We start from the raw sequence: 19,373 nt of genomic DNA, 5'->3' as shown, positions 1-19,373 counted from the left end.
GACAGACTGTTGCCCTGTTGTATACGGTCATAAAGTAGTTGTTAATGTTTTGTTTACGGCCGAAAATTGTAAATCCCGGCCGGGTCTATAACCTTTGTCCAAGTATTAATTAACGAAACAATTTTTTATGAGACTTATTTACACGATGCTGCTTTTATTATGCTGTTCAGCATCTTATGCACAAACTAGCATCTTGAAAGGAAAGGTATTGGACGGCAACGATATTTTTTCGTTGCCTGGCGCGACTTTAAAACTCGAACCGAGCAACCGATATACCATATCGGATGTATCGGGGAATTTTGAGTTTCTAAACGTTCCTGCAGGTAACTATACCCTTAGCGTAAACTATATGGGATACGAGGCCTACACACAACAAATTAAGGTGAATGGCAAAAATGAACAAATGGAGGTATTGTTATTCCCGCTCGCCCGGACAATAGGCGAAGTGAGTGTGATGGGCGATATCGCCAGAGGTCAAGCCAGAGCCTTAAATCAACAAAAGAACAACAACAACATTACCAATATTATCTCCAGTGATCAAGTCGGCCGTTTTCCAGATCAGAATATCGGTGACGCGTTGAAACGTGTACCCGGTATCACGATGCAAAACGACCAAGGTGAAGCACGTAATATCATTATACGCGGCTTATCCCCCGAATTGAATTCGGTTACACTGAATGGTGACCGCATCCCCTCTGCCGAAGGCGACAACCGGAATATCCAGATGGACTTGATACCAGCAGATATGATCTCGACTATCGAAGTAAACAAAACATTGACACCCGATATGGATGCCGATGCTATCGGCGGATCCGTTAACTTGATTACCCGTGCGGTGCCTAATAAACAGCGTATTTCGGCGACGTTAGGAGGTGGATATATGCCAATCCGCGAAAAAGGCATCTACAATGGTTCTCTGGTGTATGGTAACCGTTTTGCCGACAACAAATTGGGAATCGTACTAAGCGGTACCATTCAAAGCCAGACCTTCGGTTCCGATAACATCGAGGCTGCCTGGGAACAAGAAGACGATCAACTCTTTGTAGAAGAGATGGAAATCCGTAAGTACGACGTGCAACGTATCCGTCGTAGCTTCTCGTTAACCACCGATTATGAAATCAACACAAGAAATCGTCTGGAATTAAACGCTATTTATAACTGGCGCGATGACCGAGAGAATCGTTATGCCGCAACATATACCGACTTGGAGTGGGATGCCGATCAAAATTCTTACGTAGGCGGTATCCGCAGACAAACAAAGGGGGGAATCGATGACAACACCAACAGAAATGCACGTCTGGAAAGACAAACCGTCATGAATTTCTCTTTAAGAGGAGAACACCTGCTTAGTTCCAAACTAGATTTTGACTGGGCGGCGTCTTACTCCAAAGCATCAGAAGACCGTCCGAACGAGCGCTATATCGAATTTGAGCAGGAAGATGTGGTATTAAATAACGACTTTTCAAATCCGCGAAAACCTTTCATCGGGGGCGATAACCGAGATTATACACCGTTTAGCCTTAGCGAACTAACGGACAACCAAGATTATACTTCCGAAGACGAATTCGGTGCAAAAATCAATTTCCGCTTTCCATTAAGCGTTATCGCCGATCAAAAAGGAAGATTCCGCGTGGGTACCAGATTGCGTATCAAGAACAAGAAAAGAGATAATATTTTTTACGAGTATTCCCCTATCGAAGATTTAGGGGCTATGAGCACGCTACCTATCGAAAATTGGGCCAATAGCAACTTTGCTCCGGGCAGCCAATATGTTCCCGGCGGTTTTGTAGATAAACGCTATTTAGGTGGATTAGACCTGCACAATGGGTCGCTATTCGAGCAAGAGGTCAATGCTTCGGAATACTTGGCCGAAAACTATCATGCGAAAGAACTCATCGGTGCAGGATATATACGTTGGGATCAAAACTTCACCGAAAGAACATCGATGATCGTTGGCGCTAGAGTAGAATACACCAAAATCGATTATACTGGAAATTATGTACAAGACGAGGAGGAGCTGATAGGTGAGGTAAACAACAAAAACGATTACGTCAATATCTTGCCTAGCATTACGTTCCGGCACGATGTTACCAAAGATTTCATCTTGCGCGCTGCTGTGACAACGAGCTTAGCGCGTCCGAATTACTACGCATTGGCCCCTTATGTCAGCGCTCTTCCGGGAGACTACGAGGTTTTTGCCGGCAACCCTGACCTAAAAGCTACTTATGCCACGAATTTCGACTTGATGGCGGAAAACTATTTTGAAAACATCGGCATACTATCAGGCGGTATCTTTTATAAAAACCTGAAAAACTTTATCTATTCGTATCGCGATGCCAACTATTCTCGCGAAAAGTTTGCGGCAGATTTCCCGGATATCACCAATCCTATCCCGGCAGATGCGGATAGACAATGGACATTTGTGCAGTCTCGTAATGGCGATAATGTCGATGTTTATGGTGCAGAAGTTGCCTTTCAACGTCAGTTAGACTTCCTTCCCGGCAAGTTTCTAAAAGGCTTCGGCATTTATGCCAACTACACGTACACGCACTCCGTCGCAAAAGGAATTACCAGTGAGGATGGTGAAGAGCGCACCGGACTGGGTCTTCCCCGTACGGCACCACACATGTTGAACGGATCTCTATCCTGGGAAAACAACAAGTTCTCGGCCCGTGTGTCGGCAAACTATACCGCCGCTTATCTGGATGAAATCGATGAGGCAGACTTCTACGATGCCTACTATGACAAACAGTTTTTCCTAGACGCTAACGCTGCCTATAAAATTACGCCGCAACTACGGATCTTTGGCGAAGCAAATAACCTGACTAATCAGCCGCTACGCTATTACCAAGGCAGCAAAGAACGTACGATGCAATTGGAATACTATCGGCCGCGCTTTAACTTAGGATTGAAATTTGATTTATAACAACAGATTATTATACCATAAACACATAACGATGAACAAATTTTTTATTTCACCTCTATTAGCCCTCTTGGCTATATCTTGTCAAGATCGCATGGCACCCGTTGCCGAAAATGCCATCAAGCCAACCATCATTACCGAACCTACTCCGCATGACACGGACGACCCGGCTATTTGGGTAAACCCCGAAGACCCGACACAAAGCCTGATCATTGGAACGGACAAGGAAGTGGGCGGCGGATTGTATGTCTACGACCTGCAGGGCAAGATCGTAAACAAATACATCGATATGGAACGGCCGAACAATGTGGATGTTGCTTATGGACTTCTGATTAATGGAAAAAAGACCGATATAGCGGTGACTACCGAACGTAAAGCGCATCGTCTCCGCATTTTTTCGCTACCGGATTTAACGCCTATCGATAATGGCGGTATCCCGATTTTTGAAGGGGAAACGGGTGAGGAGGAACGAGACGGCATGGGAATAGCGCTCTATGCGAAACAGATCGACTCCGCCCAAGTAGAAATCCAGGCGATTGTGGGGCGTAAGACCGGGCCTTCGGGCAGCTATCTATGGCAGTATAAGCTGTCTGGAAACGAGGATGGTACGGTATCTGGAGAAGTTATTCGTAAATTCGGCACATATAGCGGGAAGAAAGAAATCGAAGCTATCGCCGTTGACAATGAATTAGGTTACGTCTATTATTCGGATGAAACGACAGGTGTTCGAAAATACTATGCTGATCCCGAAAAAGGGAACGAAGAGCTGGCTTTTTTTGCAAATGAAGATGCACAGCGGGATCATGAAGGTATCGCGATCTATAAGAAAGATGACAAAACAGGATATATCTTAGTTTCCAACCAACAAAACAATACGTTTTTAGTCTATAAAAGAGAAGGTGAAACAGCTAATCCACATCAACATACGTTAATCTCGGAAATTCCCGTATCTACTGTGGAATGTGACGGCGCCGATGCGTTGAATATAAATTTTGGTAGTACATTTCCCAATGGTATATTCGTCGCGATGAGTAACGGCAAAGTATTTCATATATATGATTGGAACATCTTACAAAATTGGATAGATCAACATCCCATTAAGTAAAAAAATAAATGGCGGAACATACGAAATGTCCGCCATTTATTTTTCTGATAACGACTATTAGCTATTCTATTGTTAAAAGGTCTCAAACTCGGCCTCAGAAGACGATTGTACATCTTCTTCACTTACCAATTTTCCATTGATCGTTACATTATCAAATTTCATTCCTCTGGTATAGTTCGCCTGAATAGGTACGTCTACACCTTCGATAGTGGAATTGATAATCCGAAGGTTTTCTGCAGGCGACTCTTCATAAGCATTGATCAAAACGCCGAACTTCCCTCCTTCTTTCACGTTTAAGTTCTCTACGGTAATATTACGTACGGTAGGCATAAAATCGCCCGGGTTTTCATAATACATATCCACCAGGACCGCCGCCTCTTTGTAGGTTCCTACTTCAATATTACGCACATAAATATCTTCTATAACACCTCCTCGTAAAGAGCTTGTCTTAATCCGCAATATGCGGTCTAGTTCGGGGCTGTCCATCTTCAGGTTCTGGGCAAAGATATTCTTGGCTCCGCCAGATATCTCGCTACCCAGCACGATACCACCGTGACCATCTTTCATCTCGCAATTTTCGATGATGTGGTTTTCCGCCGGACGCCCAATCTCCCGACCATCTTCGTTACGGCCGGATTTAATAGCAATGCAATCGTCTCCTGTATCAAAATAACAATCCGCTATCAATACATTTTTGCTGGATTCGGGATTACAGCCGTCGTTGTTTGGCCCATGGGTAACCACACTGACGTTCCGCACCGTGACATTTTCACACAGCACCGGGTTAATATTCCAGAACGGTGCATTGATGATTTTTACATCCGCAATCAAGATATTGGAAGAATTATAGGGCTGGATAAATGGTGGACGCAAGAAATGTCCATCGCCATATACGCGCTCTTCTACAGGCACCCGATCTTTCACATCCTGCGTCAGCTTTTTAACGGCCGCCAACTGATTATCCATCCCTTCAACCCAGCCGTGTTCTTTCTTCGCTTTCCACGGCCACCAGTGCTCATTGTTGGCATTACCATCTAAGATACCGTTTCCGGTGATAGCAATATTTTCTTCGCCATAGGCGTAAATCAAGGGCGAATAGTTCATACATTCCATTCCTTCCCAGCGTGTTTTAACCAAAGGCTTGTAGTCTTCTACATCCCGGCTGAACAACAATTTTGCGCCATCTTCCAGATGTAGGTTGACGTTGCTCTTCAGATGGATTGCACCGGTTAAAAACGTGCCTTTAGGGACGACAACCCGTCCGCCGCCATCTGCATGGCATGCTTCGATTGCGCCGTTGATCGCTTTGGTGCTAAGCACGGTGCTGTCTAAGCCAGCACCATATTCCGTGATGACAAAATCTTTCTTCGCGAAAGTGGGTTCCACAATCAGCGCGCGTATACTATCGGCAGTTTCCCATGCCTTGTCACTTTCATTTGTTTGCTTGTTTTGGGTCTCTCCACAGCTCACCAATACGCTTATAGGTAAAACTGCAGCTAGGATTAAATTACGTACTTGCTTCATATTATAGTTCACTTGGGTAAAGGCCAGAAAGATAGGAATAAATATCTATACGCCATTTTCTATATGGATTTTGTTACATATAAAACGGTGATGTGCTAACCTAAAAATTGAGCAACCAGCTCGTTGAATGCTTTTGGATTCTCGGCTTGTACCCAATGCCCTGCTTTAGGAACGGTTTTAATCTCCGAATTCGGAAACATCTCCTTGATCATCGGATAATCCTCTTCCAGGATATAGTTTGATTTCTCGCCAGACAGGAATAGCGTCTCCCCATCATACACGCCCGGCTCCACACCCACTGTAATAAATTCCGTATATTTTTCGGTTAAGGCTTTTCGATTGAAACGCCAATCTAACGTTCTGTCTTCTTTTATATAAACATTCTTAAGCAAAAACTGGATAACGCCTGCCTCATCCAAATAACGGCGCAGTTGCTCTTCCACTTCTTTACGATTGCTCAATCCGCCGATCTTAACAGCGGCCAATGCGTCCAATATCTTTTGATGGTGAGGTGGATATGCTTTTGGCGCTATATCAACGATCATAAGTTTTCGAATGTTTGTCGATTTCGAAGTAGCATATTGCATTGCGACTTTACCACCAAGCGAATGCCCAAGGATATCGACTTCTTGAAGCTCATGATGTTGTATATACGCTTCCAAGTCCTCTACCATGGCCGACAACGACATATCATCATCATGAAAACTATGTCCGTGGTTTCGCAAATCAATTAAATGTATCGGTATTTTTTCTCCGAACTCCCGGCCGAAACTTCCCCAATTATCGGACATGCCAAATAAGCCATGCATAACTAATAGTGGTGTACCAGGTTTATCTTCTCCGTATATTCGTGAATGTAAAATGTTCATAATGGGTAAAGATAAGATTTTTCATTGTCCTTTTTTTTAGAAAAAAATGGACCAAAAAAATCGCCACTTAAAAATTTTGATACAAAGGGCAGTACAAAAATGGTATTTCTACAGACATCAAAATTTTGTTATGTGGCATTAAAAGATTAAGGACGGGATAGTACAAATCCGTGAACCCATCCTTAACTTCAATTCTCGCATCCGGATTTTTGACAACTGCAGAAACTCATCCTTAGTAGAATCCCTTATCTCAAACATCCGGAGGCGACCTTTTTGTGTTAAGAGGGGATCGTGCAATGGTAAAAAAAGCGATATTACTTTTGAATTACTTTATTATTTGTTCTTTTGCATTATAGCTATAAGTTCGTATAATGTATAAAATCATGACTATTTACATTAAAAATATGGTATGCAACCGCTGCATCCTAGTCGTCCGGCAGGAGATAGAAAAGCTTGACTTTGCTATACAGACGATAAAATTGGGGGAAGTGACGCTGCTCGACGAATTAGATAGCGAAAAGCTCGGGAAAATTGCGGACGTATTAGAGCCACTTGGTTTTGAGCTGATTGACGATAAGAAAAGCCAGCTTATTGAGCGGATAAAAACCATCGTTATAAAATGGGTACGCGAACAAGATGGCGAGCATACGGTTAACCTCTCCGATGTTTTAGCCGGTGAGCTCCATCATGATTACAACTATCTATCCAATCTCTTCTCCGAAGTGGAAGGTGTCACCATTGAGAAATACCATATTGCACAGAAAATTGAGCTTGTTAAGGAATTATTGGTGTATGACGAGTTGTCGCTAAGCGAAATTGCCGATCAGCTCGGCTATTCCAGCGTCGCGTATCTGAGCAATCAGTTTAAGAAAGTCACGGGATTAACACCTAGTCATTTCAAGCAAATAAAAGAAGATAAACGGAAGCCTTTGGACGAAGTTTAAAAAAGTAAATCTTACAACTCTTTCCTGAAATAGTGTAACAGATAACCAACCGTTTATGCCGAATTTTGTTCTTGTAATAACGAGGATAAAGATATGGCAACGAATAGCAAACAAACGATAACTCTTCCATTGGAAGATGTACATAGCGAGCATTGCGCTATGATTGTCGATAAAGGTTTGGCGCAAGTGGAAGGTGTTGAAAGTCACCGTGTGGAATTGAACAACGAACAAGCTAAAATCGTAGTAAACGACATATCTGCTGTGGACAAAGCGATCAAAACCATTAAAGATCTCGGTTATGGCGTGACCACGATGAAGCAATCATTTCCCGTACTCTATATGACCTGCGCCGGATGTGCTGTCAGCTCAGAAAGCACCGTAAAAGCCTTGCCAGGCGTGTTAAATGCTTCCGTAAACTTTGCTAACGCCACGTTAACGGTAGAGTATCTTCCTAATATGATCAATGCCTCGGCAATGCAAAAGGCATTACAAGATGTTGGCTATGATCTCTTCCTGGAAAACGAAAACACCCAACAAGAAACCCTCGAAGCGATCCACGAGAAAAAATATAAAAAGCTAAAAAACAAAACGATCTGGGCGATTATCTTAGCACTGCCTGTGGTTGTTATCGGTATGTTTTTTATGCATATGCCTTATGGCAACGAAATCATGTGGCTTTTTTCAACTCCAGTTGTCTTATGGCTAGGTAAGGACTTTTTTGTCAACGCTTGGAAGCAAGCAAAACACCGTTCTGCGAATATGGATACCCTCGTTGCTTTGAGCACCGGGATAGCTTATATATTCAGTGTATTCAACATGTTGTTTCCCGAATTCTGGCATGCCAGAGAACTGGAGGCACACGTTTATTTCGAAGCGGCATCTGTTATCATCGCTTTTATTTTGTTAGGTAAATTACTAGAAGAAAAAGCGAAAGGCAATACTTCTTCCGCCATTAAAAAGCTGATGGGTTTACAGCCGAAGACAGTCATTCTGGTACAGTCTGATGGCACAGAAAAGCAAGTTGCCATTGAAGATGTAGATGTCGACGACGTCATAGTGGTAAAACCAGGCGATAAGATTGCCGTTGACGGGATAGTCAAATCGGGCAACTCTTATGTAGATGAAAGCATGCTCAGTGGCGAGCCCTTACCGGTACAGAAAAAAGAAAACGAAAAAGTCTTTGCGGGCACCATCAACCAAAGAGGAAGCTTCCAATTTAAAGCGACAAAAGTCGGTAAAGAAACAATGCTCGCCCAGATTATCAAAATGGTACAGGATGCACAAGGTAGCAAAGCTCCGGTGCAAAAACTGGTTGATAAAATCGCCGGTATATTCGTCCCCATTGTGATAGGTATCGCGTTAATCACTTTTATCTTATGGCTCGTATTAGACACAAATGAAGGCCTTATACATGGTCTTTTAGCTGCCGTCACCGTCTTGGTCATTGCCTGTCCTTGTGCATTGGGTCTTGCAACGCCGACCGCCATTATGGTAGGTGTTGGAAGAGGGGCTGAACGGGGTATTTTGATTAAGGACGCAGAGAGCCTAGAACTGGCTAAAAAGATGGATGCGATTATTTTAGATAAAACGGGTACCATCACCGAAGGCAAACCAGAAGTAACTGATGTACGCTGGCTACGCGATAACGATACCGACAAAAATGTGCTGTTCAGTTTAGAAAAACAGTCTGAACATCCTTTGGCCGATGCCGTAGTGAAACACCTAGAAAACGGCTCTATACTTTCGCTATCTTCGTTTGAAAGCATTACCGGCAAAGGTGCAAAAGCAGTTTACGAAGGCAAAGACTACTATGCTGGCAACAAAAAGTTATTAGCAGAAAACAATATCCCAATTGCATCCGAACTTCAACAATATGCTGATACTTGGAGCGCACAATCCAAAACGGTAATCTGGTTTGCTAATAAGACAGAGGCTCTGGCCGTATTGGCGATCTCCGATAAAATAAAAGATACATCGATCGAAGCTATCAGACAGCTACAAGATATGGGTATCGAATTGTATATGCTTACAGGCGATAACGAGACTACGGCCAAGGCAATTGCAGAACAGACAGGAATTGCCCATTATAAAGCTGAAGTATTACCGGAGGATAAGGCGGATTTCGTTAAGAAGTTACATCAGCAAGGTAAAGTCGTTGCCATGGTTGGAGACGGAATCAACGATAGTACCGCCCTAGCAACCGCCGATGTCAGTATTGCGATGGGTAAGGGAAGTGATATTGCCATGGATGTAGCGAAAATGACCATCATTTCCTCCGATTTAAAAAAGATTCCAGAAGCGATCAAATTATCTAAGCAAACCGTGGCTACCATCAAACAAAATCTGTTTTGGGCGTTTATCTACAACTTGATTGGCATCCCAATTGCAGCAGGTATATTATATCCGCTAAATGGATTCCTACTCAATCCGATGATTGCTGGTGCAGCGATGGCGCTCAGTAGTGTTAGCGTGGTAAGCAACAGTTTGCGGCTGAAATGGAAGAAATGATATCGGATAAATCACAAAGAAAAAATAGTATAATTCATTAAATAGAAATCATAAGCATGGAAAATAAAACATTCAAATTCAAAACAAACATCAATTGTGGCGGCTGTGTATCGACCGTAACCCCTTTCTTAAACGGAGTGGACGGGATAACCGGATGGGAAGTCGATACAAACAATAAGGATAAAATACTGACCGTTGTTACGAACACCGCAACGGAACAAGATGTGATGGATTCCGTACAAAAAGCAGGATACACCATAGAACCTATACAAAATTAATAAACGATAAAACAACAGAAAATGAAGAGATTATCTTATATTATCACCACCTGTTTATTGCTGTTATCTACGCTATCCATCGCGCAGATTAAAAATGCAAAAACAGAAACAGCGAAAGTTAACGGCAATTGCGGAATGTGCAAACGGACGATTGAAAAAGCCGGCAATATGAAAAATGAGGCACAGGTTATTTGGGATGCCGATAACCAAAGAGCTTCTATCACATACGATACAGAAAAAACCACGATCGATACCGTCCTCAAACGTATTGCACAAGTGGGTTATGATAACGAAAAGTATCTCGCTCCCGATGATGTTTACGCCAATTTACATGATTGTTGTCAATATGACCGTAAATTGAAGCAGTCGAAGACCGATAAGAAACCTGATGAACATGCAGATCATAAATCCGGTCAAAGTTCATCACATCAAGGAAAGCATCATTAAAAATAATAACGTTGCAAAAAAAGAAATATGTGTAACCGGTATCTGTCCTTTCTGTTTATGTTACTATTATCCGTTTCTGCTGCTCTTGCGCAAAACGTAGTTCAATATGATCTGTATGTTACGGATACGCTTGTTAACTACAGCGGAAAAGAAAAACACGCTATTGCAGTTAATGGACAGATTCCGATGCCGACATTGACCTTTACGGAAGGTGACACTGCCGAAATCGTATTGCACAATCAACTTAAAGAGAGTACGTCTTTGCATTGGCACGGCGTGCAGTTACCTAATCGGGAAGATGGTGTTCCTTTTCTGACACAAATGCCGATCCCTGCAGGCGAAACATATATCTATCGTTTTCCTATCAAGCAAAACGGCACCTATTGGTATCATAGTCATTCTGGTTTTCAGGAGCAAATAGGCATGTATGGCTCCCTCATCTTCCATAAGCAGAAAGGTGATACAACCTTTCGAAAGGGAATCGATGATATACCGACTGTCCCCATCCTATTAAGTGAATGGACAGATCTCCATCCACATAACGTACAACGCATGCTAAGCAGTGGCAACGACTGGTTTGGTATCAAAAAGAACACAGTACAAAGTTATGCGGAAGCTATCAAGGAGGGGCATTTTAAAACGAAAGTAACCAACGAGTGGAAACGTATGGAGGCTATGGACGTCAGCGATGTATACTACGAAAAGTTTTTGATAAACGGAACAAGCGAGCAGCAACTCTCTTCGTTTAAAGCGGGCGATCGTGTACGTTTACGTCTTATCAACGGGGGCGCTTCCTCTTATTTTTGGATTACCTACGCAGGCGGTAAAATAACGGTTGTCGCCAATGATGGCAACGATGTAGAACCAGTAGAAGTCGATAGACTCATTATTGGTGTCTCGGAAACCTATGATATTATCGTCGATATTCCCGATGCGCATACCGCCTATGAGCTGATGGCAACAGCGGAAGACCGCTCCGGTTCTGCATCCATTTATATCGGTGAAGGTATCCGCCAACTCGTTTCACCGTTGCCAAGACTACGTTATTTTGAGGGTATGAAGATGATGAATGACATGATGAAAATGAATGGGGATATGGACGATATGGGCATGGACATGGGACTTCAAAAAATGGATATGAATGCCGTGATGTACCCCGAGATACCTGCGGAAGATGCGCATCAACACCACGATAACGCCACGCATCAGCAGGAACAGAAAAACGCCCACCATCACGTTGAGGAACACACATCTGATCATAGTCACAACCACCACCTTGATCATAAACAACATAACGGACACGGGCCATCATACCAGAAAATGGTGACGTTAAACTATGCAATGCTGAAATCACCTCATAAAACAACATTGCCTAGCGATGCGCCTGTCAAGGAACTTCGCTTTGAATTGACGGGGAACATGAATCGTTATGTATGGAGCATGGACAATCGCGTTTTATCGGAAACGGACAAAATACCGGTGGATAAAGGTGAGGTCTTGCGTATCATTCTGTACAACAACTCTATGATGCGTCATCCGATGCACCTACATGGTTTTGATTTCCGCGTGCTTAACGGACAAGGTGAATATGCTCCCCTAAAGAATGTATTAGATATCATGCCCATGGAAACGGACACCATCGAGTTTATGGCAAACACGGAAGGAGACTGGTTTTTCCATTGCCATATCTTATACCACATGATGGCAGGTATGAACCGTGTGTTTGCTGTCGGTGATTACCAAAATGATTTACTTACCAACAAGGAAAAGGCTTATAAAGTGCTACAACGAGAAAGCAATATGCTCCATTTTATGGCAGAAAATGATTTTGCGACCAACGGCAATGATGGACAGGCCATGTTGCAGAATACGCGCTGGAGTTTAGGTACAGAATGGCGATTGGGTTATCATGATATGCACGGCTATGAAGTGGAAACCCATTTTGGGCGATATATCGGTAAAATGCAATGGCTTATGCCTTTTGTTGGCTTTGATTGGCGCTATCGAAAAATGGGACACAACGAGCAAGAAAGGAACATATTTGGACAGGTAAATAAAAAAGATAACCGAAGTGCTTTTAGTATAGGAGCGATCTACACCTTACCCATGCTCATCAATTTCCAGGCGGAAGTGTATCACGATGGTATTGTGCGGTTATCCTTAATGCGTGAAGATATTCCTGTTTCCAGAAGAGTACGCGCAGGTTTTATGGTTAACACCGATAAGGAATATATGTTTGATCTACGCTATATCCTGACGCGAAATTTTGGTGTCCGCACGCATTATGACAGCGATATGGGTTTTGGTGTAGGATTGGCCGTGAATTACTGATTCTCAAAATGGGATTCGATTAACTTTAACAGTTCTTCATAATCGTTAAGGTCATTAGAAACACCTTCGTCCCTATAATAGTACTCGCTGCCATTAACCTGACCATTCCATACTTCCTTTTCTACGTTGGCTTGTAGTATAAGCAGGATACCCCCTTCTTTTTCTCGCAATAATATATTATAAACTATTCTATCTCCCGTATTTTTACCAAATATGCCCGTCTTCTTTTTCTGAATACGTTTAATTTGAATAAACCCCACATCTTTCTCCATGTTTTGGATAAAATAATCGCTGTCCCCCAAAAGCTCTATCAGCTCCTCGAACGCCGTTGATTTATTGATATCCTTCACTGTCATAGACGGCAGTTTGGTTTGACTAAAGCTAAATAGAGCGACCATCAACAAGCTTAATACGATTCCAATTTTTTTTATCGTCATGGTTGGGGTTTTAGTTCTTCAAAGTCTCGTGCAAGACATCCTTGGTGTTTAAGCGACCAATTTAACCAATTGTTCATCTAACTCCATATTCGTACGCGTAATACCTCCTTTTATACATATGTGAAGATATGGAATTTTATACACATAAGAAATTTGAAACAAAATTTAATTTTTGACTCACAGACGTGTCGGATACCCAGTAAACTTTCTTCTTATCTGCAATGTCAACTTTTGTATCCTACTAATGTCAACTTTTGCCTAACGATCGCTTTAGTTTCCGCTTTACCTTTGAAATATACAAATAACAAATACGTGCAAACAATGAAAACTATAACACCACATATTACCACACATTTCAAACGGCACAGCACAACCTATCTCGACGCCCTTGCCGTATTTTGTGCTGCTGTACTAATTTTTCTCTTTGCACAAACTGCGTTGAATAAAGTATTATACCATCAGGTATTCAGCATACAGATGGGTAAGCAACCGCTGCCCAGCTGGTCGAAACCGATCTTGGTGTATGCCTTACCGGTTGCCGAATGGACGACAGTTTTTCTGCTCTGCTTCCCGAAAACACGTGTCTGGGGATTGCTGATCGCTACCGTACTGATGTTTTCTTATACCGTGTATGCCTATCTGGCTTATATCGAAATATATGGTAAAGTTGTTTGTGCATGTGGTAAAGTGTTTCAGGATATGGGCTGGCAGGAGCATTTTTACTTCAATGCGAAGCATACCTTCGTGGCGCTAGTTGGATTCTATTTCGCCTATAAAAGCAAAACATTAAAATCAAAACAAAAACGAGAATAAAAAAACTATGCATAGTGGTTTTCGACGGAAAGCCAGCAAACGGTCTGACGATCGGAAAGCAAAGGCAGAACCTTTTGGGATTGCGACAATTCAGATATTAAGATCCAACAGGAAAAAACTTTAGATCAGGCAAGTTGCCGAAACGTTCCGCCCAGCTTTACTATCCTGGATCAACCATTTTAACAATTAAATTTAAAACGATGAAAAAACTCATTAAACTCGTGCCGATGATGGCACTACTATTAGGACTCGGTGTTTACACCGTAAACGCAAAAATGAAAGCGCTTGAAGCGGAGAAGGCGCAAACGGAGCAGCAGTGGATTTACTCCCCACCTGGATCAGCAGATGATCCAACAAATCCAGACTATTATCAACATTATTCTATGGGAGACCTCCAAGAAGAATGTGACGACGGACTAGAAGTCTGTGGAGTTAATGCCCCATCGACCAATCCAACCAATCCGGCAGCGGGAAAACCAAATCTGACGGGTTTGGAAACAGATCTAGAGGAGGGTAATCCTAACGCTAACATTTTTCGCGGTAATTTCTCTAGATAAACGAGATGCTTGTCTGAGAACGAAGGGAGCCTTGATGGCTCTCTTTTCTCTCCCAATTTATCTTTCATTCTGCTGTATTCCGGACATTTGAACCACAGAAACCGGGATTAGGAATGCATAACGTTTGTCATTCGGTCCCAACGTATATCTATCGCCCCCTATCTCTCGAACCAATGTTTGCCGGTATCGCTCTTCCCTATTCAGCCTTCTTAAATCGCGCCAGCTCACACCTCCCCGAAAAGCGAGTTGCTTCTTGCGCTCACTAATCGTTTTATCTAAAATTTCCAGTGCGTCGTTACTATCAAATGCTTCAAAAATAGCACTGTCATATCGCATTAGCATAAATTCATTCAGATACTTCAATGCTACTTCATTTTTCTCCAACCTTGCCGCACATTCTGCTTTGATAAGGTACATCTCGTCCGTGGCAATACCGCAGAACGGTAATCCAGAAGTACTACTTCCCGAATAATCTCCTTTAAACGTGAAAGATCCGTCGGCTTGCTCAGAATAGAAAACCGTGCGCCGTAAATCTGTTTCATCATGAGTATCGAATAATTCTTCCGTTATTTTTGCTCTGTTCCTGTAAAACACCTGTGCTGTACCAAACATCGTTGCATGAAAAATTACTTCTTCATTAAAAATAGGAAACGGATTCACCATACTGCCGTCAACGAAATTGTAATCTATCAAATCACTTTGCAACATCAGACAAGAGTCGGCGTATTTTTCTGCCGTTAGAAAGTCGTCCAGGGAGAGATATACGATGGATAGTGCCGCGTATGCCGCAGCTCTGGATGGGCGATTAGGAACAACGGTCTGCTCCGGAAGAGTTTGCGAAGCGTATGTCAGATCCGATACTATTTGATTGAACGTTTCCGATATCGTGCTTCGTTCCGTTACAATATTAATATCGGCTCCTAATCTTAAGGGTATCCCCCATTGACCATCCCCGTCCTCCATATATGGAGGCGTATAAATTTGGGATAATTGAAAAAAGTTCCAACCCCTAAAAAAGAGAGCACTTCCCTTAATCGCTGTCCGATCCTGTTCACGCTCACCTTTCAGCGCCACATCATCTATTTGATCGAGCACCACATTCGCGTAAAAAATACGAGTATATGCATTATGCCAGTCCTGTGAATTATCTGCTTTCTCATTCCACGAATAGATTTCACGGGTAATCTCCGTTCTGGCAGACCAGTCAGCCTCCGTTAAATAAAAATACGGTGATGCAATATCACCAGCCGCAGGATAGTTCTGGTTCATACCAACCTCGTAATCCAGAATCGCCTGTAGCTCTTTTAAGCCATCCGCTAAAGCCAGTGATTTATCTGGCTTTTCTTCCAAAAATGCTGCACAGCCCCATTGTAAAAATAGGATTGCTGCCATCCCATAGTATCTCATTATATTCTTCATAACCAAGTTCATTAAAATTCTGCTTTCAAACCAAAGGTGTAACTTGTAGGTAACGGCATCTCATTAAAATCCGGATCCATATTAAGTGAATTTTTCGCCCAAATGACGCCGATATTTGATATATATCCCGTTACCGTCAAACGCTTAAATGGCGTTCTTCCAATCACACTATTTCCGATGGTGTAATTTATATTAACATCCTGTATCCGGATATGATCTCCCCTTTCCACCAACACATCAGCATCTCGATAGAACTGATCCCTTCTGCTATCCACTGGATAAGCCGCCGATGGAATATATGTATGCATCTCGTCTCCCGGATTTTGCCATCGCTGATAATAATCTGCATGGCCAACGGCTCCACCGTATAATCCGAGATAGCTTATAGAGCGGCGTCGGAAGTAATAATCATACCTATAGCTCACATTGACAGAAAGCGAAACTCCTTTCCACGAAAATGTATTCCGTATCGCCCCAAATTTCTGAGGTGTCGCCGAACCGTGAAAGACAAGATCGCCTTCCTCAGCGTTATCAATTATATCCCTATAATCAGAAGATATTTCTCCTCCCACATATCCTCGAGGGTTCCCATTTTCCGGATCTAGACCAGCCGTCCGGTAACTAACAATGTTATATGCACCACGGCCTACTATCGGTGATATCGTGTATCCACTACCGACCATACTACTCGGTCGTACTGCCTCTACTAGATATTTCTCTACCTTCGTCTTATTGAGACTGAAAAGTACATTCGTATTCCATGAAAATACCCCATGAAGATTTCTACTTGCTATATTAACATCCATTCCCCTATTGCGTAACTGCGCACTGTTTCTCGTCAATCTATTAAATCCAGTGGTGATATCTGCAGGTTCGGCGCTTATCACATCCGTGGATTTCCGATTATAATATTCAATACTACCGCTAATCCTACGATTCCGAATAGCAAAATCAGCACCTATATTCCAGGTGGCGACCTGTTCCCATCGCAATGAGGGGTTTGGCGGGTTAGCAATAATGGCATACGGCAAACGTGTCTTTGAACTCAAAGACCTAAAATTGAGCGTTGTTAGTGCAGACATGCTGTTATTTACGTTGCCCGTATATCCATGTGTAGCCCTTAATTTTAGGTAAGGCAAAGCATCGAGTTTATAAAAAGATTCATTTGATATCTCCCATGCTATACCCAAAGACCACAACGGCTTCCATTTATTATTCGTATCGGTACCAAATAGGTTACTGGCGTCCCGTCTCGCACTTCCGGTCAGTACATATCTATCTTTATAACTATATGTACCGTTGAAATACATAGAGATAGCGCGGTTTAAAAAACCACTTAACCCCGCATTATACGGAATCAATGAATTGGAGGAAAGCCCGCCATATATAGGATACCTATTTATATAGTCAACGGACTGGTGCGTAAGATAGCGTCCGTCGTAACCGTAAACACGGCTGTTACTATTATCATTTACGTGGTTTCTCACTTCTGCACCTATAAACGCATTTATAGCATGGTCTTTATGGGCATGATGGGTAAAATTCAGTTGGGTACGCAAGGAATGACCGCTACGTGTCCCTGTCGATTCATCTAAAATACCTCCATTGGGAACAATATATATCGTATTTCCACCTGCAATCTGGGTAAATCTGTTTATTAAGTTACGGGCGTACCACGAATCAACGCTGTAATGATGCTGTCCGTTATTCCTGGCGCTGTGATACTGGTATCTCACCGAGGCATCAAAAAATGAAAGAAAGCTGTACTTTAGCCCCGCATTCAATAACATATCGTGTATATGATTGGTATTATCCGACGCAGTAATTTCATCCAACGGGCGGTAATGCCAGTCCAATAATTTTCCACCGCCCACCGTATCAACAAACCCCAAACGATAGTTACGTTCCAGTACAGCAGCATTGCCGGATTCATCTATCAAGCGTGCGTACGGATAAAGTGTCCCTCCTACGTCAGCTGTCCGTATCTCGCCAGGATTGTTATTTACCGTTTTGCTACCCGTATAGGCTAGCCCCAGATCCAAATCCAACCCATCCACCAATTTATAGGTATTCGAGGTACGCAATGATAAACGTTCATAGGCATTCCCGACGTCGCTCTTTAAATTACGGTCGTAACCCACGGAAACATTATAATTACTACGTTGTGTCCCCCCGGACAACTGAAGGTTGTATTGTTGGTTTACCGCATTTCTATAGAGGTATCTGCTTAAATCACTGCGCACATCCCTTTGTCGGAGCATATCGATAGCATTTTTTGCTTCCGCTTCTGAAAGACTTCCTGTTGATTCCTTATGTAGGATCTCCACAACAGGACTCACAACCGGCCAAGAAGTCCGGTCATTTAAGGCCCAGTTATATTCCCCTTTCTCAAAAAGAAATTTCTCGATGTCTATGTAATCAGAAGTGGTCATCTGCGGAACGTAAAAGAGATCTGGGCGGGATGTCACGCCCACATTTCCCGTGAAGGATGCCGTTATATTTTCATTGAAACTTCCTTTCTTACTGGTTAGTACAATCACGCCATTTCCCGCTTTTGCTCCCCAGATTGCTGCCGCGGCAGCATCCTTCAGTATGGTTACACTTTCAATATCATTGGGATTGATGTTCTCGATATCGCCTTCGTAGGGGAAATTATCCAAAATGATAAGCGGTCTCGAAATAGATCCGGTTAGCGTACTTAAACCTCTGATCTGTAACGGTGCAGCAGATGACGAGCGCTTGTCGAACAGCAGGCTGTTCGCTATGCCGTCCAACCTATTGAGCACATCTGTACTTAACTGCCTATTAAAAAGCTCTTCATCAATATGTTCAAACGAGCCGGTCAGGTGTCGCTGTTTAGCGGTGCTGTAACCCGTTGATACGACGACTTCTTCAATATCACTTTTTTTCTCCTCCAGATGAACCGTTATCTCCTGTAATCGGGATACGTCCACTTCTATCTTTTCTTCCAGAAAGCTTATATGCGAAACAATCAATTGCAGTGGTTTCCGGTTTCCTATCGTTAGGCTAAACCTCCCTTGCTTATCAGTTACCGTTTCCAAATTTTCCCCATCAACGCGTATACTTGCTCCTTCCACAGGGAGTTCCGTTTCTGCACTTAGCACCCGACCTTTGATGATGTCTTGCTGACCGGCCGCCATCATTGAAGGAATGTACAGAAATAATATACATCCCAGCAGTTTAATTCTTTTTGTCAT

At 42.8% G+C, this 19,373-nt stretch carries 14 protein-coding genes; 9 read left to right on the top strand and 5 right to left on the bottom strand.

Translation table 11 applies throughout. From position 1 onward, the window contains the following. Window positions 1-127 precede the first annotated feature (127 nt). On the top strand, window positions 128-2,926 hold the full coding sequence (locus H8B06_RS08950; RefSeq protein WP_190993931.1) for a TonB-dependent receptor: 2,799 nt from the start codon (window positions 128-130) through the stop codon (window positions 2,924-2,926). Between the two features lie 31 nt (window positions 2,927-2,957). Continuing rightward, on the top strand, window positions 2,958-4,028 hold the full coding sequence (locus tag H8B06_RS08945) for a phytase (protein ID WP_190993930.1): 1,071 nt from the start codon (window positions 2,958-2,960) through the stop codon (window positions 4,026-4,028). Window positions 4,029-4,100: 72 nt separating this feature from the next. Here H8B06_RS08945 and H8B06_RS08940 read toward each other — a convergent pair whose 3' ends face one another. Continuing rightward, window positions 4,101-5,552 (bottom strand): glycoside hydrolase family 28 protein, encoded by a 1,452-nt coding sequence (locus H8B06_RS08940; RefSeq protein WP_190993929.1) that lies wholly within the window; start codon window positions 5,550-5,552, stop codon window positions 4,101-4,103. A gap of 95 nt (window positions 5,553-5,647) precedes the next feature. Further along, window positions 5,648-6,421, bottom strand: coding sequence for an alpha/beta fold hydrolase (locus H8B06_RS08935; protein ID WP_190993928.1), 774 nt, complete (start codon window positions 6,419-6,421; stop codon window positions 5,648-5,650). A 383-nt stretch (window positions 6,422-6,804) separates the two neighbouring features. Between H8B06_RS08935 and H8B06_RS08930 the strand changes: the two genes are divergently transcribed. The 5 genes from H8B06_RS08930 to H8B06_RS08910 all read left to right on the top strand — a co-directional run bounded on the left by H8B06_RS08930 (window position 6,805) and on the right by H8B06_RS08910 (window position 12,929). After that, window positions 6,805-7,365, top strand: a complete 561-nt coding sequence (locus tag H8B06_RS08930; protein WP_223857560.1) for a helix-turn-helix domain-containing protein — start codon at window positions 6,805-6,807, stop codon at window positions 7,363-7,365. A 93-nt stretch (window positions 7,366-7,458) separates the two neighbouring features. After that, window positions 7,459-9,873: a heavy metal translocating P-type ATPase gene (locus H8B06_RS08925; protein ID WP_190993927.1), complete on the top strand. Its 2,415-nt coding sequence runs from the start codon at window positions 7,459-7,461 to the stop codon at window positions 9,871-9,873. A gap of 56 nt (window positions 9,874-9,929) precedes the next feature. Next, window positions 9,930-10,151: a heavy-metal-associated domain-containing protein gene (locus tag H8B06_RS08920; protein ID WP_190993926.1), complete on the top strand. Its 222-nt coding sequence runs from the start codon at window positions 9,930-9,932 to the stop codon at window positions 10,149-10,151. A 21-nt stretch (window positions 10,152-10,172) separates the two neighbouring features. Further along, window positions 10,173-10,598: a heavy-metal-associated domain-containing protein gene (locus tag H8B06_RS08915; protein ID WP_190993925.1), complete on the top strand. Its 426-nt coding sequence runs from the start codon at window positions 10,173-10,175 to the stop codon at window positions 10,596-10,598. A gap of 57 nt (window positions 10,599-10,655) precedes the next feature. Further along, window positions 10,656-12,929: a multicopper oxidase domain-containing protein gene (locus H8B06_RS08910; protein WP_223857559.1), complete on the top strand. Its 2,274-nt coding sequence runs from the start codon at window positions 10,656-10,658 to the stop codon at window positions 12,927-12,929. Here H8B06_RS08910 and H8B06_RS08905 read toward each other — a convergent pair. After that, complete coding sequence (locus tag H8B06_RS08905; RefSeq protein ID WP_190993923.1) at window positions 12,923-13,366, bottom strand: hypothetical protein; 444 nt, start codon at window positions 13,364-13,366, stop codon at window positions 12,923-12,925. The two genes, H8B06_RS08910 and H8B06_RS08905, sit on opposite strands and share 7 nt — an antisense overlap. Before the next feature lie 321 nt (window positions 13,367-13,687). On the opposite strand from H8B06_RS08905, the gene H8B06_RS08900 reads away from it, so the two are divergent. After that, complete coding sequence (locus H8B06_RS08900; protein ID WP_190993922.1) at window positions 13,688-14,179, top strand: MauE/DoxX family redox-associated membrane protein; 492 nt, start codon at window positions 13,688-13,690, stop codon at window positions 14,177-14,179. 200 nt (window positions 14,180-14,379) lie between these two features. Beyond that, the gene (locus H8B06_RS08895; RefSeq protein ID WP_190993921.1) at window positions 14,380-14,736 is read left to right on the top strand and encodes a hypothetical protein; all 357 of its coding nucleotides are present in this window, start codon (window positions 14,380-14,382) and stop codon (window positions 14,734-14,736) included. Window positions 14,737-14,793: 57 nt separating this feature from the next. On the opposite strand, the gene H8B06_RS08890 is transcribed toward H8B06_RS08895, so the two are convergent. Further along, entirely contained in the window at window positions 14,794-16,155 is a 1,362-nt protein-coding gene (locus H8B06_RS08890; protein ID WP_190993920.1) for a RagB/SusD family nutrient uptake outer membrane protein, read from the bottom strand. Window positions 16,156-16,166: 11 nt separating this feature from the next. Further along, window positions 16,167-19,373 carry a SusC/RagA family TonB-linked outer membrane protein gene (locus tag H8B06_RS08885; protein WP_190993919.1) on the bottom strand — a complete coding sequence of 1,069 codons (3,207 nt, stop codon included), beginning with the start codon at window positions 19,371-19,373 and terminating at the stop codon, window positions 16,167-16,169.

The sequence above is a fragment of the Sphingobacterium micropteri genome, assembly GCF_014692515.1.
GTDB lineage: Bacteria > Bacteroidota > Bacteroidia > Sphingobacteriales > Sphingobacteriaceae > Sphingobacterium > Sphingobacterium micropteri.
This window is presented reverse-complemented; position numbering and strand designations above follow the sequence as displayed.